The sequence below is a fragment of the Mycobacterium sp. NPDC049093 genome (genome assembly GCF_040704635.1).
In the GTDB taxonomy this organism is placed as follows: domain Bacteria; phylum Actinomycetota; class Actinomycetes; order Mycobacteriales; family Mycobacteriaceae; genus Mycobacterium.
Genome location: NZ_JBEZJS010000002.1, coordinates 561,856 through 581,735 on the forward strand (window position 1 = coordinate 561,856; position 19,880 = coordinate 581,735).

Consider the following 19,880-nt stretch of genomic DNA (forward strand, 5'->3'; position numbering starts at 1 on the left):
GCCAGCGATTGTGCGCCATCACCGGGGCCTTGCCGCAAGGCCCCGGGGTCGCGATAAAATTCAGGTCAGCAAGCGCTCACCCCATCCGGCCGACATCCACGATACGCAGCACCGCGGCACCCTCTTCGTCGCTCGCGGCCAGGTCGACTTCCACGTCGAAGCCCCAATCGTGATCTCCGGCAGGATCTTCGAGGATCTGTCGAATCCGCCACACCTGCGGCTGCCGGTCGAAGATCAGCAACGCCGGGCCCCGAGCATCTGCTCCGGTGCCCACCTCGGCGTGCTCGTCGAAGTACTCTTCCCCGATTTCGGCCCAGCGTTCGGGCGTCCACCCGGATGAGGCGTCCAGCGCACCGAGCTCGTCCCAGCGGGCCCGCGCGAACAACTCCACCCGACGGAACAGTGCGTTGCGCACCATCGCGGTGAACGCCCGCTCGTTGCCGGTCAGCGGCCGTGGTCGGGCCGGAACCGCCACCGGTGCGTCGTGAGGTTGGTCCGGACTGGTCAGCTGCTCCCATTCGTCGAGCAGGCTGGAATCCACTTGGCGCACCAATTCGCCGAGCCATTCGACGATGTCGGCGAGTTGCTCGGTCCGCGCCGAGGCGGGCACACCGGAGCGCAGCGCCTTGAACGCATCCGACAGGTAGCGCAGCACCGCGCCTTCGGAGCGGGTCAGCCCATAGACGCTGATGTACTCACGGAAGGTCAGGGCCCGTTCCCACATCTCACGCACCACCGACTTGGGCGACAGGTGCCCGTCGGCCGCCCACGGATTGGTCTGCCGGTAGACCTCGTAGGTGTGTTCCAGCAGTTCGGCCAGTGGCTTGGGATAGGTGACCTCGTCGAGCAGTTCGATGCGTTCGTCGTACTCGATGCCCTCGGCCTTCATCTCGGCCACCGCTTCGCCCCTGGCCTTGTTCAGCTGCGCGGCCAGAATCTGGCGGGGATCTTCCAGGGTGGCCTCGATCACCGAAATGACATTCAAGGCATAGCTTGCTGGATCTTCCGCGTCGGGATCGAGCACGTCCACCGCGGCCAGAGCGAAGGTCGACAGCGGTTGGTTGAGCGCGAAATCGGGCGGCAGGTCGACGGTCAGCCGGTAGCGACGACCATCGGCCTCGGGTTCGTCGAGACGTTCCACGACGCCGGCCTGCAGCAGGGACCGGGCGATGCCCACGGCCTCCCGGATGTGTTTCAGCTGACGTTTGCGCGGTTCATGGTTGTCGGTGAGCAGGCGCCGCATCGCCGCGAACGGATCGCCGGGACGGTCCACCACGTCGAGGATCATCGCCGTCGACACCCGCATGTTGCTGGTCAACGCCTCGGGCGCGGCCTCTATCAGCCGGTTCATGGTGTTCTCGCCCCACGGCACCATGCCCTCAGGCGCCTTGCGCCGCACCAACTTTCGGCGCTTCTTAGGATCGTCGGCGACCTTGGCGAACTGCTTGATGTTCTCGACCTCGTGGTCGGGCGCCTGCACCACCACGGTGCCCGCGGTGTCGTATCCGGCGCGGCCGGCGCGCCCGGCGATCTGGTGGAACTCGCGGGCGTTGAGCAACCGCATCCGGGTGCCGTCGTATTTGGACAGCGCGGAGAAGACGACGGTGCGGATCGGCACGTTGATCCCGACGCCGAGGGTGTCGGTACCGCAGATCACCTTGAGCAACCCGGCCTGGGCCAACTGTTCCACCAGCCGGCGGTACTTGGGCAGCATGCCGGCGTGGTGGACGCCGATGCCGTGGCGCACCAGCCGCGACAACGTGGTTCCGAATGTCGTGGAAAAGCGGAAACCGCCGATCATCTCGGCGATCGCGGCCTTCTCCTCCTTGGTGCTGACGTTGACACTCATCAGGGCCTGCGCCCGCTCCAGCGCCGAGGCCTGGGTGAAGTGCACGACGTAGATCGGGGCCTGCTTGGTATCGAGCAGGTCGGCGATGGTCTCGTGCATCGGCGTGGTGGCATATGAGAAGAACAGCGGCACCGGCCGTTGCGCCCCGGCCACCAGGGCCGTCTCCCGTCCGGTGCGCCGGGTCAGGTCCTTGCGCAGGAATTCGACGTCGCCCAGCGTGGCCGACATCAGCAGGAACTGGGCCTTGGGAAGTTCCAGCAGTGGCACCTGCCAGGCCCAGCCGCGGTCCGGGTCGCCGTAGAAGTGGAACTCGTCCATCACCACCAGGCCGATGTCAGCGTCGGCGCCCTCCCGCAACGCGAGGTTGGCCAAGATTTCGGCGGTGCAGGCGATGATCGGTGCGTCGGCGTTGACCGATGCGTCCCCGGTCAGCATGCCGACGTTGTCGGCCCCGAACACGTCGCACAGCGCGAAGAACTTCTCACTGACCAGCGCCTTGATCGGGGCGGTGTAGAAACTGACGCGGTCCGCGGCGAGTGCCGCATAGATCGCGCCGGTGGCCACCAGCGACTTTCCGGAACCGGTCGGCGTCGCGAGGATCACGTTCGCTCCGCTGACCAGTTCGATCAGCGCCTCCTCCTGCGCGGGGTAGAGCGTGGTGCCGTTGGCCTCGGCCCAGCCGGCGAAGTCGGTGAACAGAGCGTCGGCGTCACCGCCCTTGGCTTGCAGTGCCGAGAGGTCGTTCGGATCGTCGAGCAGGGGAGTGGTCATATTGATGACCAGCGTGCCAGTTGGCCGGCCCCGTCGATCGCCGGGCACGGTTCACGTTCGTAACGCTGTGGCGAAGAACTGGCCTCTCGCCCGCCACTGCGTTACGAACGCGAGCGCAGCATCGCTATCCGAACTGACCTGGCTGGTAGTCCCCTGCGGGCATCTGAACGATCACGTTCAGGCGGTTGACGGTGTTCATGAAGGCGATGAGGCACACCAGGGCGGCCAGCTGATCCTCGTCGTAGTGCTTGACCGCGTTCGCCCACACCTCGTCGCTGACCCCGCCCGCGGCGTCGGCGATCCGGGTGCCCTCCTCGGTCAGTTCCAGCGCGGCGCGTTCGGCTTCGGTGAACACGGTGGCCTCCCGCCACGCCGCGACCAGGTGCAGGCGCTGCTGGGTCTCACCGGCGGCAGCGGCGTCCTTGGTGTGCATGTCGGTGCAGAAGGCGCAGCCGTTGATCTGGCTGGCGCGCAGCGCCACCAATTGGTGGGTGGACTCGGGAAGCGTCGAGTCCGTGATGACCTTGCCCGCCGACGTGACGTACTTCAGCATCTTGGCGGCGGTCCGGTTCTCGAACAGGTTCAAACGAGCATCCATGGTGACTCCTAGTTGTCGGTGACTACCCCCTTGGGACACCGCGAATCGACGAAATGTGACATGCGGCGATAATCAGCGGGTGCCGATGCCGTCCACTGTCGAGGTCGTACTGCTGGTGGTTGTCGTCGCGCTGTTCGCGGCGTTCGTGACGTTCCTGGTGCTGTTCATCGTGAGCCGGCGGCAGCTGAACAACGCCCGCCGTGAGATCGAGCGCATGAAGCTCGAGGACGAGGACCGGCGGCGGAAGCGTCGTCGCGGGGTGGCACCCCTGGCGATCAAGACGGTCTTTCAGACCGCGGACATGCTGATCAACAAGGGCCTGGGCGCGACGGTGCGCAACTCGATCGAGGATCTGGCCGGATGGGCTCAGGTGGAACGCCCGGACCTGGCCCGGCTGACCGCTGACGGGCGCGTCGTCATCGTCTTCTCCGACATCGAGGGCTCGACCGAATACAACGCCGCGATGGGTGACCGGGCCTGGGTGAAGCTGCTGGAGAAGCACAACAAACTCGTTCAGGCGCGGGTCGACAAGCATGGCGGTCATGTGGTCAAGACCCAGGGCGACGGGTTCATGATCGCGTTCGCCGACCCGGAGAACGCGGTGCGCTTCGCCACCGACGTGCAGCGCGCGCTCGCGGAGAACCCCCAACGCTGGCAGGCGATCCGGGTGCGCATCGGTGTGCACATGGGCACATCGGTGCGCCGTGGCGACGATCTGTTCGGGCTCGACGTGGCGATGGCGGCGCGGGTCGCCGGACAGGCCGACGGCGGCGAGATCCTGGTCAGCGAACCGGTGGGGGAGGCGGTTAAGCACCTCGATGACATCGCGCTGGGTGCGGCGCGGGATGTGGAGCTGAAGGGTCTCCCGGGGACCCACCGGCTCTATCCGGTGCTCAGCGCCGAGCAGCCGGCGCTGGAGGCGGCGCCTTGACGTGCCGCGTGACCCATTGCGCGGCAAGCTTGATCAGGCCCGATTTGGGATAGGTGATGTGCGCATTCCAGTCCCGGCCGAGCGAACAGATCGGATCGTTGGTGTTGCACAGGTCCGCGGTCCTGGCGCCGAAGTCCGGGCTCATCCGGGTCAACGGCTGACCGAGGCGCGCCGACGGGTTTCCGAAAACCACGACCGACGCGACGCGCGGGACGACCGCGGCGGGCAGTGGGGCGCTGTAGCCCAGACCGGCGATCGGCGAGGTGGCCACCACGTCGACGACGGCCGCGCCCTGTGAATAGCCGCCCATCACGATCTTGGTCTTGGGGCACCGGGCCGCGGTGGCCTGGACGCGCTTGCTCATGTCGGTGGCGCCGGCCGCGGCCTTCATGAAGTCCCACGACGCGGGGTACTGGACCGCGTAGGTGCCGATCGTCGAGCCCTTGACCATGGGGCGCAGCGTGTCGACGAACGCCTTGCCGACGTTGCCGATACCGGCGGGTTCGTCGGTGCCACGGGCGAAGACGACCTCGATGTCGGGACAGTCGGGTGCGGCCGCGGCCGAGGGCATCGCGATGGGCGTCGCGATCGTGCCCAGCGCGGCGGCCGCAGACACTGCTGCGATGCCCGCGAGGGCCGATACCTGACGGACACCCACACGTCACTTCTACCACTGTTTTAACAGAGTTGCCCAGGCATACCAGGTCCGAGTAACGGGTATCACCCAGCAGTGACCAGCCAAGTTTCCGACGAACTCCTGCACATCGAACGTGCCGGGTGGGACTCGCTGTGCGAGTCCACCGGCGCCGATTTCTATGGCGAGCTGATGCTGCCCGATGCGGTGATGGTGCTCGCCAACGGCATGGTGATGGACCGCAACACGGTCGTCAGCGCACTCTCGGAGTCGCCGCCGTGGCGTGCCTATGAGATCAGCGGAGTGCGGCTCATCGTGCTCGACGACGACAGCGCCGCCCTGGTCTACACCGGTACGGCCTATCGCGACGAGGAGGAGCCTGCCTTCGTCGGCGCCATGTCCAGCGTCTACCACCGGGTCGACGGTGCCTGGAAGCTCGCGCTGTATCAGCAGACTCGCAAGCCGGACCAGTAGCGGGCGTCACCTCGGCGTCGGGTCCTCGGCGTATCCGCATATGGTCGAGCGGTGACGATCGCCTATGACGAAGCCCTGCGGGAACGTATCGGGGCGCATCTGGCGGGGCACGAGCGCCGCGCCGTGACCGACCCGACGAAGCGGCATGCGGCGGTCGCGGTGGTGCTGGTCGATTCCGAACTCGGTGAGGACCGGGTGGATCCGGCGCCGGTCGACGAGTGGATCGGCGGACGGCCGATGCCGGAGCCCGGGCTGGACGGCCGCATGGTGGATGTGTCGGGCGGGGCAGCTTTTCTGTTGTGTCGCAGGACATCTCGGTTGTCGTCGCACGCTGCGCAGTGGGCGCTTCCCGGCGGCCGGCTGGACCCGGGTGAAAATGCGGTCGAGGCCGCGCTGCGGGAACTGGACGAAGAGGTCGGGGTGAGCCTGTCGGACTCGTCGGTGCTGGGACTGCTCGACGACTACCCGACCCGCTCCGGCTACGTCATCACCCCGGTGGTGATCTGGGGCGGCGGCCGGCTGGATCTACGGCCGTCTCCCGACGAGGTGGTGGCGGCGTACCGCGTGGGCCTGCACCAACTGCAGCGCGAGGATTCGCCGCGGTTCATCACGATCCCGGAGAGCCCGCGCCCGGTCGTGCAGATTCCGTTGGGCAACGATCTGATCCACGCGCCGACCGGTGCGGTCCTGTTGCAGTTGCGGTGGTTGGCCCTGGAGGGTCGTACGGATCCGGTCGACGAACTCGAGCAGCCGGTTTTCGCCTGGAAGTGACGCTCAGGCGTCGTGTCCGGGCTTGAGGTCGGCGACGTCGCTGAGGTTGACCCATGGCCGCGGCTCGCCGGGCGCCTGGCCGTCAACCGGGTTCAACAGGTAGCCGACATGGTCGCCGAGATCGAACCGGTCGAGGATGACGCCGACGAACCAGGCCGGGGCGGCATCGAGAATCGGTGTGCCGGCGGTGCCTAGATGCCAGCTGCACTCGGCGAACTTGTCGACCTCGTCACCGGTCTGGCCACCGAACCAGCGAGCCAGTTCGAGGTCGTCGCCGGCCAATAGGTGCACACCCAGATGCGTGGCCGCTTCCGAGACGGCAAAGGTGTGGTTCTGCTTCGAAATACCGACAAGGAAACGAGGTGGATCGATGCTGGCCTGAGTGGTGAAGCCGACCAGACAACCTGCCGGCCCGTCCTCGCCGTGTGCCGTCACGACGAACATCGGGTAGTCGATGAGCTCGAGAAATCCATCGAAGCCGTCCCAGCTCTGTGCCATCAGCCCATTGTCGACCACCCCGGTGCGGTTTGGCGCCGGTCTGGCGGGGTAGCCCTCACCTGCGATACCGCGAGCGATGGGAGTAGATCTTGAAAGCTGTTACCTGGCACGGCCGGCGGGACGTGCGGGTCGATACCGTGCCCGACCCCGAGATCCAAGATCCCACCGACGCAATCATCGAGGTGACCTCGACCAACATCTGCGGCTCGGACCTCCATCTCTATGAGGTGCTCGGTGCCTTCATGCATCCGGGCGACATCCTGGGCCACGAGCCGATGGGCATCGTCCAAGAGGTGGGTCCCGCCGTCGGCAGTCTGACAGTCGGCGAGCGTGTGGTCATCCCCTTCCAGATTTCGTGCGGCCACTGCTTCATGTGCGATCAGCAGCTCTACACGCAGTGCGAGACCACCCAGGTTCGTGATCAGGGCATGGGCGCCGCGCTGTTCGGCTATTCGGAGCTCTACGGTCAGGTTCCCGGCGGTCAAGCCGAGTATCTCCGAGTGCCCCAGGCCCAGTTCACGCACATCAAAGTGCCTGAGGGGCCGCCGGATTCGCGGTTCGTCTATCTGTCGGACGTGCTGCCCACCGCATGGCAGGCCGTTGCCTATGCCGACATTCCCGATGGGGGCTCGGTGACGGTCCTCGGGCTCGGGCCGATCGGCGACATGGCAGCCCGCATCGCACAACATCTCGGCTACCGGGTGATCGCAGTGGATCGGATCCGGGAGCGGCTGGCCCGTGCCGAACTTCGCGGGATCACCACCATCGACCTCGACACACTCGACGAATCGGTCGGCGACGCGGTGCGGTCGATGACCGAAGGCCGAGGCACGGACTCGGTGATCGATGCCGTCGGCATGGAGGCGCACGGTTCGCCGGTGGCCTCCGCCCTGCAGAAGATGACCGCGTTGATGCCCGACGCGATCGCCAAGCCGTTCATGCAGAACGCCGGGCTGGACCGGCTGGACGCGTTCTATTCGGCGATCGACATCGTGCGCCGCGGCGGCACGATCTCTCTCATCGGCGTCTACGGCGGCATGGCGGACCCACTGCCGATGCTGACTTTGTTCGACAAGCAGGTCCAGTTGCGGATGGGACAGGCAAATGTGAAGAAGTGGGTGGGCGACATTCTGCCGTTGCTCGGCGATGACGACCCCTTGGGTGTCGACGATTTCGCCACGCACGTGCTGCCGCTCGATGAAGCTCCGCACGCGTACGACATCTTCCAGAAGAAGCGGGACGGCGCCGTCAAGATCATCCTCAGGCCGTAGGCGGCCTAGGGGTTGCGGGTCCGGCGCCCGCGCCGGACGGTGGCGGTCGCGGGTGATGGCGGGCGCGGCGGCGTCGCAGGCGGATCCAGTCGCTGAAACGACAGCTGGATACGTTCGCGGTCACCGCCGAGGCCGACCAGGAGATTGGTGATGTGGGGTGCGAGCACCCGCGAGACTCCCGCGCCGTCGACGCCGAAGACACCGATGATCTCGGCCAGGACGTAGCCGTGCATCATCGTCCAGATCTGGGCGGCCACGGCCACCGGATCGCCCACGTCGATCGCGCCGGCATCCATGCAGCGCTGTACGAATGCCGGGATCTGCGCGAAGACCGAGTTGATCTCGGACAGAGCTGCCGGTTTGCCGTCGACGGTGAGATCACGGCCGATCGGCAGCGTGATGGACGGCGACGTGACCCCGAACATCAGCCGGTAGCGCTGCGGGTAGGTCAGTGCGTACTCGCGGTAGGCGAGGCCGGAGGCGAGTAGATCCGCCACCGGGTCGTCGGTGTCGGGCCGTCGGCTCAGGTGTTCGCCGAAGCGGACGTACGACTCCCGCACCAGTGCCTCGTAGAGGCCGGGCATGCCCTCGAAGTGGGTGTACACCGCCATCGTCGACGCGCCGATCCGCTTGGCCAGCATGCGGGCGCTGAGTGCCTCAGGTCCGCTCTCCTCGAGGACCTGGAGGCTCTCCTCGATCAAGCTTTCGCGAATTCCCATGCTGGACATCGTCCTGGACATGCTGCCATAACAATGTTATACCTGCCAATAACATTGTTATGGATGTTGGGGGAGCCATGTTGGAGACCATTGCCCGAGCGGTGAGTCGGTATGCACTCCTGGTCGTGGCGGCCTGGTTGGTCCTGGCGGGCCTCGGCAACGTCGCGGTGCCCCAGCTGGAACACGTCGTGAAGGAGCAGTCCCGGGCGTTCTTCCCCACCGATTCCGGGGCGACGCAGGCAGCGCAACGGATGGGCACGCTGTTCGGAGATTCCGACAGCAACAACATCGCCTACGTCGTCCTCGAGGCGGACCGAACGCTGGGCGAGTCCGACCGCGGCTACTACCGCAGCTTGGCCGACCGCTTGCGCACCGCCACTCCCGGCGTCGAATCGGTGATGGACCTGTGGGACGACCCGGCCGCCGCAGGAGTCTTCGAAAGCCGGGACCACACGTCGGCCTACCTGATGGCCCGGCTCTCCGGCCAGTTGGGCAGCACCACCGCGACCGACGCCGTGACCGCCCTGCGAGCTGCGGTCGACGCGCCTGACATCCCGCCCGGATTGCGTGTCCACGTCACCGGCCCCGGGCCCAGCCTGGTCGATGAATTCGCCGCGCTGGACTCGCAATTGGCGAGGATCACCGTCCTGACGGTCGGGTTGATCGCGGCCCTGCTGCTGTTCGTCTACCGCTCGCCGATCACTGCCGCAGTCCCGCTCGCCTCCGTCGGTCTGTCCCTGGCGGTCGCCCGGCCGGTGGTCGCGCTGCTCGGCGAGCACGGCGTGATCGAGGTGTCGGTGTTCTCGGTGGCGCTGATGTCGGCGATGGTGCTGGGCGCGGGGACCGACTACGGCATCTTCCTACTGGGCCGCTACCACGAGAACCGGCGGGCGGGGATGACGCAACCGGATGCGTTGGCCGACGCCTACCGGCGGGTGGCCCCGGTGATCGCCGGCTCCGCCGCGACCATTGCCACCGCGTTGTTCTGCCTGACCTTCGCCAAGGTGAGCTTTCTGCGCAGCGCCGGAATACCCAGCGGGATAGGTGTTCTCGCGGCGATGCTGGGCGCGCTCACCCTCACCCCGGCGTTGATCGGCTGGTTCGGCCGGCGCGGTTGGGTGGAACCGCGGGCCGCGACGATCAGCCACCGGTGGCGCCGGATCGGCACGGCGGTGGCCCGCTGGCCAGGACCGGTCCTGGTGGTCGCCGTGGCTGCGCTGATCTTCTGCGCGGTGCCATTGCTCGGCGCCAACATCTCCTTCGCGGAACTGAGCGCGCAACCCGCGGACACCGACTCCAGTCGCGGATACCGGGCGGTTCACGACCGGTTCCCGGACAACCGGCTCCTGCCTGAGATCGTCTCGGTCGAGGCCGATCGCGATCTGCGCAATCCAGCCGGGCTCATCACGATCGAGCGGGTCACCCGAAAGATCCTGGAAGTACGCGGGGTACGGACGGTCCAATCGGCCAGCAGGCCGGCCGGGACGCCGGTGCGCCAGGGCACCCTGACCTACCAGGCCGGCCAGATCGGCGAACAGCTCGACGGCACAGCGCAATCCGCGCTCGACGGGATGAGCTCCGTGGAAACTGTCACGGGCACCATCGGCCAACTCGACGCCGCCCTCGACGGCATGCAACGCGGCTTGAGCGGCGCCGTCGACGGCCTGAACCGGGTCGGGGCCGGCTCACAGGACATCGGGACGGGTATGTCGGGATTGCAGGGCAACCTCCAGTCGGTCTCCGGATACGCCGACCCGCTGCGGCAATTCGTCAACAGCAACCCCAACTGCGCGGCCAATCCCATCTGCGCGGCAGTGCAGAAAATCGTCACGCCCCTCGACGACGCGGTGAGTGCGACCGGCACCCTGGCAGGCGGGGCTGGGGCACTCAACGACGGTGCCACCAGCGCCACGAACTCACTCGACGATGCGGCCAATGCAGTGGCGACCATGCGCTCGGCGCTGACGCAACTGCGTGCTCTCACGTCGACCCTGCGCTCCAGCCTGGGATCGGTCGGCCCGCAGATGCAACAGATGACCGCCTACCTGTCGCAGCTCAGCACCGACTTCGACGGCAGCTCCGAAGGTGGATTCTATCTGCCACCAAGGACTTTCGACGACCCGGAGTACCGCCGGGTGATGGGCATGATGTTCTCCCCGGACGGCCGTGCCACCCGATTGCTGGTCTACGGCGACGGTGAGTCCTGGGGCCGCGACGGTGCGGACCGCTCGAGTGAGATTCGTATTGCCGCCACCGAGGCACTCAAGGACACGCCGCTGGCCTCCAGCGGCGTCGTCGATCTGACCGGCGTCGGCACCGCCACCGCAGAGCTCGTCGACTACGTGCAACACGACTTCACGCTGCTCGTGATCGCCACGCTGGTGCTCATTTTCGTGATCGTGGCCGGCATGCTGCGCAGTCCGGTCGCCGGGATCGTGGTGCTGGCCACCGTCACCATCTCCTACGCATCGGCGCTGGGAGCCAGTGTCGCGGTCTGGCAGTACCTGTTCGGCCAGCCCCTGCACTGGGCGGTGCCCGCCCTGGCCTTCATCGCCCTGGTCGCCGTCGGTGCGGACTACAACCTGCTGTTGGCGATGCGGCTGCGTGACGAGGCGCGGGCCGGCGTCCGCACTGCGACGATCCGGGCCTTCGCCGGTACCGGAAGCGTCGTCACCGTCGCCGGGATCGTGTTCGGGCTGACCATGTTCGCGATGCTCGGCGCCAGTGTGGTGACGATCGCCCAGGTGGGCTCCACCATCGGCATCGGCCTGATGATCGACACCCTGGTGGTACGGACGTTCGTGGTCCCGCCGATCGCCGTGCTGCTCGGACGCTGGTTCTGGTGGCCCCGGCGCATCGCCGAACCTGTGCCGGCGTGTACGCCGCTCAGTAGACCGGTCATCTGACCCACCTCGATGAGGTAGCCGTCCGGATCGCGCATGTAGCACCGGACTTCGGCCTTCCGGTCGATGCACGGGTCCTCGGCCATCACCACCTCGCCGCCGAGCACGTCGCGGTAGAAAGCCCTCGATCGCGGCACGTCGGCGACGGTCAAGAAGTGGGTCAACAGCATCCCTGTTTCGGGAGTTGGAAGGTCCTTGCTTTCCATCGGAATTCCTCTCCGCGTGGCGTACGGCCCGGATACCCGGGCGCGGGGCCCGACTAATCCCGCGCGCATGACATCGGCAAAGTCTGGGTACATCGACTGGGTCTGGGGAAGGGGGACGACCGAACCGGAGAGGATCCATGACCGCACCGCGATTGCAGGCTGACCAGCGCGATGCCGCCGAAGCTCAGCGCATTGTGGGTGCGGTGACCTCGGCGTTCTCGGCCCGGGTGGTCGGCCAGGACCATTTGCGCGAGTCGATGCTGGTCGCGCTGCTCGCCGGTGGACACCTGCTGCTGGAAAGCGTGCCCGGGCTGGCCAAGACCACGGCCGCCCGCGTGGTGGCCGAGTCCATCGACGGCAGCTTCCGCCGCATCCAGTGCACACCCGACCTGTTGCCCAGCGACATCATCGGCACCCAGATCTACGAGGCGGCCAGCAACTCGTTCGCGACCCAACTGGGCCCGGTACACGCCAACATCGTGCTGCTCGACGAGATCAACCGCTCCAGCGCCAAGACCCAGAGCGCCATGCTGGAGGCGATGGAGGAACGCCAGACCACGATCGCCGGCGTCGAATATCCCATCCCCGAACCGTTTCTCGTCATCGCCACCCAGAACCCGGTCGACCAGGAGGGCACCTATCCGCTGTCGGAGGCTCAGACCGACCGCTTCATGCTCAAGGAGATCGTGGGCTACCCCTCGATCGAGGACGAGGTGGAGATCGCCGCCCGGATGGACGCAGGCCTCTACGACCGGGGCAACCGTGCAGCTCCCGTCGTCACCATCGACGACATACGTCGCGTGCAGGACATCGTCCGGACGGTATATCTCGACCGGGCGCTGGTCGAGTACGCCAGCCGCCTGGTGGCGGTCACCCGTGAGCCCGGACAGCATCTGCCCGCCAACCTGGCACGGGTGATCGAGTACGGCGCCAGCCCGCGAGCGACGCTGGCGCTGTGCCGGACGGCACGCGCCTTGGCGATGCTGCGCGGACGGGACCACGTGGTGCCCGATGACATCGCCCGCCTGGCCCACCGCGTGCTGCGGCACCGGCTGATCCTCGGCTTCGAAGCCGCCACCGCCCGAATCACCCCCGATGTCGTCATCGATTCGGTGCTGCGCGCGGTGCAGGTCCCGTGAGGCCGCGATGGGCAGATACCTGGACTCCGCCAAGGCGTATGCCGGCCGCGACATCGGCGGGCTGCTCGAAGGCGGCCGCTACGCGCTGGTGCACACCCGCAGCCTGGAATTCGACGAGCTGCGCCCCTACGTGCCCGGTGACGACGTCCGCGACATCGACTGGAAGGCCACCGCACGCTCTGGGCACACCCTGATCAAGCGGTTCGTCTCCGAGAAGCACCACAAGGTCCTGGTGATCGCGGACGCCGGGCGCAACAGCTGCGCACTGGCGCCGTCGGGTGAGTTGAAAAGGACTGTGGCCCAACACCTCATCGGTGCGATCGGATTGATGACGCTGCCCCGATCCGACGAGATCGCGATGGTGCTCGGCGACCATCGCGGTAATGTGGACATCCGGCTGCGCCGCGGCGAGACCCACATCGAGAGCATGCTGCACCGGTTCCACCACCACGCCACCGACCATCCCGGTCCGAGCGACATCCTGGTTCAGCTCGAGTGGGTGGCCCGCCATTACCGTCACCGGTTGCTGATCTTCGTCGTTTCCGACGAACCCGAGATGAGTGACCGGTTGGCCGAGGTCCTTGGTTCATTGACCGCCCGCCACGACGTGCTGTGGCCCCTGGTCAGTGACATGCCTGCGGTGAGCGCACACCGCGACACCGGCCGCAGCTATGAGGTCGCCGACGGGCGACCCATCCTGACTGGGCTGGACCAAGACATCATCGAGGCCTATCGGCGGGCAGAAGCGCAACGGCGCGAACAACTTTCCGAATTCCTGACCAGGCAGCGAATACCTCATGCCCGGGTGACCGGGAGCGTGCGGATCAGGGCGGCATTGACCGCGATGACCGGGGTGTACGCCCGTGCCGGATGACCTGCTGCGGGATGTGATCGGCCCGACACCCTACTCATCGGTGTGGCTGTGGATCGCGATCGGCCTGACCCTGCTGCTGTGCGCGTGGTACGGAGGGGTTTTCGTGCTGACATCGCGGCGGCGAGCGGTGCGGGAGCTGCCCGTCCTCGGTGCCGCCCGGGCCGAACTGCTGCGCCGACGGTCGGCCCGCGCGGTGCGGCTCATCGGAAACCGTTACCGGGCGGGGGATCTCACCGCGGCAGGCGCGGGTTCGGCGCTGAGTGCCGAACTGCGCGCATTCCTGCATGCTGCCACCGGAGTGCAGGCACAGTACATGCAGGTCGACGCGATCGCGGACAGTGCCGCGGCGCCCGCCGCGCCGGTTCTGGAAGACCTCACCGACATTCAGTTCAACCACCGTTCGACGCTCGATGCGGGTACGGCCAGCGCCACCACCGAGGAGTTGATCCGCGGATGGACCTGATCTGGTGGGCGGTGGCGGCCGCCGGTTGCCTCGCACTTGCCGGGTGCGTTGGCCTGGCCCTGTTGCCGAAGCAGTCGGTGGACCCGGACGAATTCGTGCCGCTGGCCAATACCCGGCGGGTGACCCGGCTGCCCGAGTACGTGCGCGCCGCGCGTCGGCGAACCGTGGCAGCCGTCGTCGCCATGGTGACGCTGACGGTGGCCTTCGCGGCCTCGGCGCTGATCGCGGCCCGCCCCACCGGCCTGCCGTCGTGGAGCCGTGCCAACCAGATTGCGACCCCGGAGGACATCATGGTGTGCGTCGGCGGCCCGCTCACCGATCCCGCCGTCGGCACCACGCTGCGGTACTTCGCCGATCGGGCCGGCTCCTTCGGTACCGAGCGGGTCGGGTTGACCTCGGCGAACCGGCGGGTCATTCCACTGACCCGGGACTACCAATACGCCGCAGCACAGTTCGCCGCATTCGGGCAGCAGGAAGGTGCGTGGCCGTTCGTCGCGCCGGTGTCCTACGTCGATTACGCCGCCGGCGTCGAGGATGTGCTGGCGATGTGTCTGACCGGGTTTCCGTCCTTTTCCGAGCCGTCCGCGCAGCGCCGGTCGATGATCTATGTGGGCCCTGAGTCCCTGCCCCGACCTGGTGACGTGGCACCGCTGTTCGACACCGACCGACTCCGCGACCTGGCGGTGACGGCCGGTGTTCAGGTCAACGCGATCACCCCCGGATCTGGAGATGGCGCTGCCGGCCAACTGGCCCGCGCCACCGGGGGTAGATCGTTTGGATCGGCCGATGTCGCTTCGCATCTGACCGAGATCCGGGACCATCCGCCGCAAGCGGGGTCGACCGGCGAGTCAGCGGACGTCCGATCGGCCGAAACGCCGGGGTTTCCGGTGTTGCTCGCGCTGCTGGCCATGGCGGTGCTGTGGTGGTGGCCGGTGGTGATGCGGGGATGAGGTTTGAACCGATCCTGCCGCCACTGCTGGTCGCGGTGCTCGCGGTGGTACTGCTCGGGGCCCGCGCGATCAGCTTCGGGCGGGTCCGGGTGCAGGGTGGTGGTTGGGCCTCGGTGTGGCGCTGGTCGGCACTCACCACAGCCGGCTTGCTGCTGCTGGTGGCTGCGCTCGGCCCCGTCGCCGGAAGAACGCACGACACCGTGCCCCGACCCGCCGGCGATCGCGACCCGAATATCTTTGTGCTGTTGGACCGTTCACCGGACATGTCGGGGAAACGGATCGCGGCGGCCCGCGACGACATCACGGCCCTGATCGAACGCTACCCGCAGGCACGCTTCGCCCTGATTTCCTTCGCCGACCGCCCGTCGGTGGACTGGCCGCTGTCCGCCGACACCTGGAGCCTGCGCCCGGTGGTGGCCGCGACCAATGCCGCACCCGAGGCATCGGACACGCCGGATGCCAACGTCGGCGCCGCCGCCAACATCCTGCGCTACCAGCTGATCAGCGCCGTACAGCAATTTCCGCGGGCCCAGAACCTCGTGTTCTATCTCGGCGCGGGTGCCCCGGAATCGCAGGCACCGCAACGTGAATTCCAGCTGACCGAGAATGCGGTGGACGGGGGCGCGGTACTCGGGTACGACGACGCCGGGGCGCAGGCGCTTCGCGGGGTGGCCGAGCAGATCGGGGTGCCGTTCGTGTCGCGTACGGATGCGAGACCGTTGGCCGAAGCGTTGCCGGGCGACAAAACCCGAAGTCAGTCACCTGCGGCCGTACCGGTGTCCACCGCCGTGGAGCTGTACTGGGTGTTCGCCGCTGTGGCCGCCCTGCTCATCCTGGTCGAGCTCTTTCAGGTGCTCCGTGAATTTCGTCGCACCCAACCGATCGACATGGGGCTGCGGTCATGAGCACGGTGCGTCGCCGCCTTCTGGTGTACTCGGCCCCGGTCGCGTTGGTGCTCGTCATCGCGATCGTCAAACTGCTCTCGGTCGTGCTGATCGGTAATTCGGCGGCGGCCAGCTTCACCGACCGGGACACCGAGGCGCTGACGAGCGAGGTGAGCCGGCTCCAGATGCTGGATGTCGTCGAACCCGGCAAGGCGAGTTTCGCCGCGGGCGCACTGGCTGTTCTCGAGGACCGGCTCGTCGAGGCCGATCAGAACTTCGCCGACGCGGTGGCCCGTCTGAGCGGAGCTGAATCATGTTCGGCGAGGATCAATCTGGAACTGGTGCGGGAAACACTCGGTGACCGTGCCACCGCGGCTGCCGACGGCCGGACGGCACTGAGCCATTACCTGTCCGCACGGGATGTGATCGACCGTGCCCCTGCGGGTTGCTTTGCCGACAGCGGGGCCCCCGCGCGGTTGAACAGCAAGATCGGTGCGGCCGGAGCCATCGTGCCGCCGAACCCGCCACCCCCGCCACCGGCAGCGCAGGTACTGCCGCCGGGGGCGGTCGGGACGGCGCCTACCCAGCCCCCGAATCGACTCGACCCGACCTCCGGTGATCCGTTGGACCGGCTGCAACAGATCTTGCGTGACGCGGCGACGGGTTAGATTCGGGTGAGTCGGGCGCGTTGGGCCCGGTCAACGCGAAGGAATGGAATGGCTGTGGCAGACGGGCTGTCCGCGCGTGAGGCGAAGCGCCTACAGACGCGCGAGCGGTTGATGGGTGCGGCGATCGCCGAGTTCAAGCGCGCCGGGATGGCCGAAGCGGATGTGGGCACGATCGTCACTGCGGCTGGTGTCGCACACGGCACGTTCTTCTTTCACTTCCCCACCAAGGAACATGTGCTGCTGGAACTCGAGCAGCGCGAAGAGGTACGTATCGCCAAGCTGTACACGCAGTTCCTCAAGAAGCCGCACACCCTGGAGGACGGACTGCGCGAGTCGATGCGGCTCGTCGTCGGCCTGGAGCGACGGCTTGGTGGCGTGTTGTTCAAAGACTTTCTGGCCCTGCATTTCTCGCAGACCCGTCCCCCTGCGCCGGACAGCCAGGAGCATCCTGTGATCTCGGGTGTCGCGCGCGAGATCGAACTGGCCCAGCAGCAAGGTGAGGTCGCCGCCGACGTCAGCCCGTGGAACAGCGCGGTGTTCTTCCTGCTCGGTTTCTATGCCCTGCTGATCACCACCAACGACTGGCCCACCCGCGACGCCCTGCTGGACGACTTCGTGGTGAGGACCATGCGCAGCCTGGCGTCCTAGAACCCGCCCGCGGGCTACCGACGGATCCCGTGGGTGTTCTCCCCGTCAGAACCGGTTGTATTGCGGGGACCTAACGATTCGGTGCTGTCTCGGGGTTGACGCTCTCGTAAGCAGCAAAGCCGTGGTTCAGTGGTAACCGATGTCTGGTGTCTGGTCCCCGCGTCGCTGTCTCACCGCTGCGGTGACGGCGGGTGTCACGTTGCTCGCGGTGGGTGTTCCGTCGGCGTCGGCCGCGCCGGCCAGTGACGGCCGCGGGTACGTCGACTCGACGGCCCGGTGTTCGAGTGCGGACGCCACCGTGCTGTACGGCAGCACTGACGCCTCGCGGGTGGCGATCTGTTCGGTGGCGGGCGGCAAGTACGAGTACCGCGGTGTCCGGCTGCGCGACGGCGCCAAGCTGATCGTGCCCGCGACGCGCAACGACGACGGCGCGTTCCGGGTGGACAACGCCGGGATCGAATACCTGGTGACGGCGAAGTCACTGGTGCTCAGTGTGGGGGAGAAGGTGATCCGGGAGGAGGCGATGATCGACTTTCACCGCCCCGGTTCGCCCGCCACACAGGACTCGGTGAAGAGTCCGGGCGCGGCTCCCGCTCCGGCCACCGCGTCGCCCACACCGACGACACCGTTGCCGCCGCCACTGGCCGCCGAAGTCGGTGGCAGCGGGGCCCGCCGCTGACCCGCTGAGCTGCGCAGTTGCCCGAGAAGTTGAGGGCAATTGATGAAAATGATAATCATTAACGGTATGCGTGCGTGTTCGTCGCCCCTGCAGACGGCCGGTCTGGACCGGCTGCTGGACCAACTCCGGCCCGGAACCACCTGGCTGAGTGTTCCGCTCGTCGACGACGTCGTCCAGGTCGGGATCGGCGGCGACTTCGAAACCACCACCGTCGCCGTGTCGGCCACGCCGACGTCGCTACTGGTCCGGCGGGTCGACGGCAACCGCCTACAGGTGCACATCGTCGAAAACTGGACTGATGCGAGCTCGCCGGGCGTGGCGACCCCGGTGTTCGACGAGCCGGTGGAGGAGCTCGTGCTCGAACGCTGTGATGGGCAATGGACCTTCGGTTCGCGGATGCGCGCCCGGCCCTCGCAACTCGATCGGTTCGTCGGCACGCTCACCCGGTTCGCGCTGGCCAAGCAACTCCGCGCCGGTGGCTTTGATCAGGCGGTGGGTGCGGCGTAGGCCTGCAGGTACTGGGTGAGCGCCTGTTCGCCCTCGGTGAGAATCGCGCGGTCCTTCTCGGGGCCGGCGTGAAAGGCCATCTCCAGCAGGCGATCACCCATCTCGACGGCGACCATCGTCACCAGCGGATCGGTGCCCTCTCGCAGCAGCCCCCAGTGCAGCAGGCCGGCATGCAACGCGGTGGCGAACTCGGCCCGGCGCACTCGCGGATCGGCGAGTTGTCCACTCGCCAGGCTGGTGTAGTGCAAGTTGACCAGATGCGGATGGTTCCGCAGGTGTTCGTAGTGGAATTCGAAGATGCCGTGGGCGACCTCGGCGAGGCTGGTCGGCGCCAGCGCGGCCAGGACTGCTGCGCCCTCGGCATCGCGGCGGTCCAGGTGGTCGGTGACGATCTCCTGCAGGATCGCATCCCGGTTCGGGAAGAACTGATACACCGTTGCGACCGGAACTTCGGCACGGTGGGCGATCGCCCGGGTGGTGACGGCGTCGACTCCCTGAGTCTCGAGCAGCTCGAGCGCCGCAGCCCGGATGCGCTCGACGCGTCGTCTGCTGCGCTCCTGTACTGGTTGGCGGCGCCGTAGTGGCTTGTGGGTGACCACGTCTGAATCGTCGCACATCACTGACATGAGCCATGTTCACGTTTATCGGGATTGGACCGATGTCCAGGACTTTCCGGGGCCTTTGCCATCCGCGGGTGGCCGGATTCACATAATTGACTGAACATGGCCCGTGACACGGTGCCGCAAACGTGCGGGTCAATAAACGAACATCCGGCGGTGTGGGTCGATCCAGGCAACGAAATCCTCATCAGTCGCCGAGCCGTCTCATTGGAGTCGAAAATATCAGTGGCTAAACGCGTTTCGAATTATCGAAGGCTCGTGCGCCGGAATCCGAATCGATCCCCGCCTGCGGCGATCGCGATAGCCTCAATGCGGTTGAGGACACAGCCGAAGTCGTGTGATCGAGGGTCGCACCTCGCTCCCTTGTAGCTAGGCGATGGAGTGTCATCATGACTGCAGTTCACTACGCGGATCGGCTGCGTCCGGTCCGTTCCTCCGACACCACGGTCGTCGACTGCGCCGGCGCGCGGGTCTCGGCGCATATCCGTGGCCCGGCCACTGTGCTGGTGGTCGAGGGGGAAATCGATATCTGCAACGCGGACCGATTGATCGCCGCGATCCGCCGGCTCATTCAGCCGGGGACCCCCTTCGTCCTGGATCTACGCGCGGTGGATTTCATGGCGGTCAGTGGTTTCCGCGAACTGTTGACATTCGCCGACGAGTGCAACCAAGGGCACGCGGCCTGGCACGTGGTGGCCGGGAGTGCGTTGCGTCCGCTACTGAAGGTGTTCGCGGACCATCACCTGCCCGTCGTGGGCCTCACGGGCGCGACGGCTGGTTCCGGCTGATCGGCCCGCTGTTGCCGTTTACAACGTAAGCGATG

General features: G+C 67.0%; 21 protein-coding genes. 15 read left to right on the top strand and 6 right to left on the bottom strand.

From position 1 onward, the window contains the following. Window positions 1-76 precede the first annotated feature (76 nt). Entirely contained in the window at window positions 77-2,620 is a 2,544-nt protein-coding gene (locus AB0876_RS08190) for a DEAD/DEAH box helicase (RefSeq protein ID WP_526041688.1), read from the bottom strand. A 124-nt stretch (window positions 2,621-2,744) separates the two neighbouring features. Further along, window positions 2,745-3,218, bottom strand: a complete 474-nt coding sequence (locus tag AB0876_RS08195; RefSeq protein ID WP_448444578.1) for a carboxymuconolactone decarboxylase family protein — start codon at window positions 3,216-3,218, stop codon at window positions 2,745-2,747. 85 nt (window positions 3,219-3,303) lie between these two features. Here AB0876_RS08195 and AB0876_RS08200 point away from each other — a divergent pair, with 85 nt between their 5' ends. After that, window positions 3,304-4,149, top strand: coding sequence for an adenylate/guanylate cyclase domain-containing protein (locus AB0876_RS08200; RefSeq protein ID WP_526041929.1), 846 nt, complete (start codon window positions 3,304-3,306; stop codon window positions 4,147-4,149). Here the strand turns inward: AB0876_RS08200 and AB0876_RS08205 are convergent. Beyond that, the gene (locus AB0876_RS08205) at window positions 4,112-4,720 is read right to left on the bottom strand and encodes a cutinase family protein (protein WP_110776985.1); all 609 of its coding nucleotides are present in this window, start codon (window positions 4,718-4,720) and stop codon (window positions 4,112-4,114) included. The two genes, AB0876_RS08200 and AB0876_RS08205, sit on opposite strands and share 38 nt — an antisense overlap. A gap of 159 nt (window positions 4,721-4,879) precedes the next feature. Between AB0876_RS08205 and AB0876_RS08210 the strand changes: the two genes are divergently transcribed. Both AB0876_RS08210 and AB0876_RS08215 read left to right on the top strand, forming a co-directional pair. Continuing rightward, window positions 4,880-5,257, top strand: a complete 378-nt coding sequence (locus AB0876_RS08210; RefSeq protein ID WP_064880378.1) for a nuclear transport factor 2 family protein — start codon at window positions 4,880-4,882, stop codon at window positions 5,255-5,257. 51 nt (window positions 5,258-5,308) lie between these two features. Then, window positions 5,309-6,028, top strand: a complete 720-nt coding sequence (locus AB0876_RS08215) for an NUDIX domain-containing protein (protein ID WP_448444583.1) — start codon at window positions 5,309-5,311, stop codon at window positions 6,026-6,028. 3 nt (window positions 6,029-6,031) lie between these two features. On the opposite strand, the gene AB0876_RS08220 is transcribed toward AB0876_RS08215, so the two are convergent. After that, window positions 6,032-6,526 (bottom strand): flavin reductase, encoded by a 495-nt coding sequence (locus AB0876_RS08220; protein ID WP_448444585.1) that lies wholly within the window; start codon window positions 6,524-6,526, stop codon window positions 6,032-6,034. Window positions 6,527-6,615: 89 nt separating this feature from the next. Between AB0876_RS08220 and AB0876_RS08225 the strand changes: the two genes are divergently transcribed. Beyond that, complete coding sequence (locus AB0876_RS08225; RefSeq protein ID WP_526041689.1) at window positions 6,616-7,797, top strand: zinc-dependent alcohol dehydrogenase; 1,182 nt, start codon at window positions 6,616-6,618, stop codon at window positions 7,795-7,797. A 5-nt stretch (window positions 7,798-7,802) separates the two neighbouring features. Here AB0876_RS08225 and AB0876_RS08230 read toward each other — a convergent pair whose 3' ends face one another. Continuing rightward, complete coding sequence (locus tag AB0876_RS08230; RefSeq protein ID WP_448444589.1) at window positions 7,803-8,516, bottom strand: WHG domain-containing protein; 714 nt, start codon at window positions 8,514-8,516, stop codon at window positions 7,803-7,805. A gap of 59 nt (window positions 8,517-8,575) precedes the next feature. On the opposite strand from AB0876_RS08230, the gene AB0876_RS08235 reads away from it, so the two are divergent. The 10 genes from AB0876_RS08235 to AB0876_RS08280 all read left to right on the top strand — a co-directional run bounded on the left by AB0876_RS08235 (window position 8,576) and on the right by AB0876_RS08280 (window position 18,437). Continuing rightward, entirely contained in the window at window positions 8,576-11,422 is a 2,847-nt protein-coding gene (locus AB0876_RS08235) for an MMPL/RND family transporter (protein WP_526041690.1), read from the top strand. A 340-nt stretch (window positions 11,423-11,762) separates the two neighbouring features. Further along, on the top strand, window positions 11,763-12,764 hold the full coding sequence (locus AB0876_RS08240) for an AAA family ATPase (protein ID WP_526041691.1): 1,002 nt from the start codon (window positions 11,763-11,765) through the stop codon (window positions 12,762-12,764). Window positions 12,765-12,771: 7 nt separating this feature from the next. After that, window positions 12,772-13,638, top strand: coding sequence for a DUF58 domain-containing protein (locus tag AB0876_RS08245; protein ID WP_499047997.1), 867 nt, complete (start codon window positions 12,772-12,774; stop codon window positions 13,636-13,638). Then, entirely contained in the window at window positions 13,628-14,101 is a 474-nt protein-coding gene (locus tag AB0876_RS08250; RefSeq protein WP_448444599.1) for a hypothetical protein, read from the top strand. The genes AB0876_RS08245 and AB0876_RS08250 overlap by 11 nt, the downstream gene beginning before the upstream one ends. After that, a complete protein-coding gene (locus AB0876_RS08255; RefSeq protein ID WP_448444601.1) occupies window positions 14,092-15,051 on the top strand; it encodes a hypothetical protein in 960 nt (319 codons plus the stop codon). Before AB0876_RS08250 ends, AB0876_RS08255 begins: the two co-directional genes overlap by 10 nt. After that, on the top strand, window positions 15,048-15,956 hold the full coding sequence (locus tag AB0876_RS08260; RefSeq protein ID WP_448444603.1) for a VWA domain-containing protein: 909 nt from the start codon (window positions 15,048-15,050) through the stop codon (window positions 15,954-15,956). Before AB0876_RS08255 ends, AB0876_RS08260 begins: the two co-directional genes overlap by 4 nt. Next, window positions 15,953-16,603: a hypothetical protein gene (locus AB0876_RS08265; protein WP_491839513.1), complete on the top strand. Its 651-nt coding sequence runs from the start codon at window positions 15,953-15,955 to the stop codon at window positions 16,601-16,603. The genes AB0876_RS08260 and AB0876_RS08265 overlap by 4 nt, the downstream gene beginning before the upstream one ends. 48 nt (window positions 16,604-16,651) lie before the next feature. Continuing rightward, the gene (locus AB0876_RS08270; protein ID WP_491839514.1) at window positions 16,652-17,251 is read left to right on the top strand and encodes a TetR/AcrR family transcriptional regulator; all 600 of its coding nucleotides are present in this window, start codon (window positions 16,652-16,654) and stop codon (window positions 17,249-17,251) included. A gap of 139 nt (window positions 17,252-17,390) precedes the next feature. Next, a complete protein-coding gene (locus AB0876_RS08275; protein ID WP_491839515.1) occupies window positions 17,391-17,930 on the top strand; it encodes a hypothetical protein in 540 nt (179 codons plus the stop codon). A gap of 66 nt (window positions 17,931-17,996) precedes the next feature. Beyond that, window positions 17,997-18,437, top strand: a complete 441-nt coding sequence (locus AB0876_RS08280) for a hypothetical protein (protein ID WP_526041692.1) — start codon at window positions 17,997-17,999, stop codon at window positions 18,435-18,437. Here AB0876_RS08280 and AB0876_RS08285 read toward each other — a convergent pair. Beyond that, window positions 18,416-19,036, bottom strand: a complete 621-nt coding sequence (locus tag AB0876_RS08285) for a TetR/AcrR family transcriptional regulator (RefSeq protein WP_064932302.1) — start codon at window positions 19,034-19,036, stop codon at window positions 18,416-18,418. The genes AB0876_RS08280 and AB0876_RS08285 overlap by 22 nt on opposite strands. Before the next feature lie 410 nt (window positions 19,037-19,446). Between AB0876_RS08285 and AB0876_RS08290 the strand changes: the two genes are divergently transcribed. After that, the gene (locus tag AB0876_RS08290) at window positions 19,447-19,845 is read left to right on the top strand and encodes an STAS domain-containing protein (protein ID WP_491839517.1); all 399 of its coding nucleotides are present in this window, start codon (window positions 19,447-19,449) and stop codon (window positions 19,843-19,845) included. The last annotated feature ends 35 nt before the right edge of the window (window positions 19,846-19,880 follow it).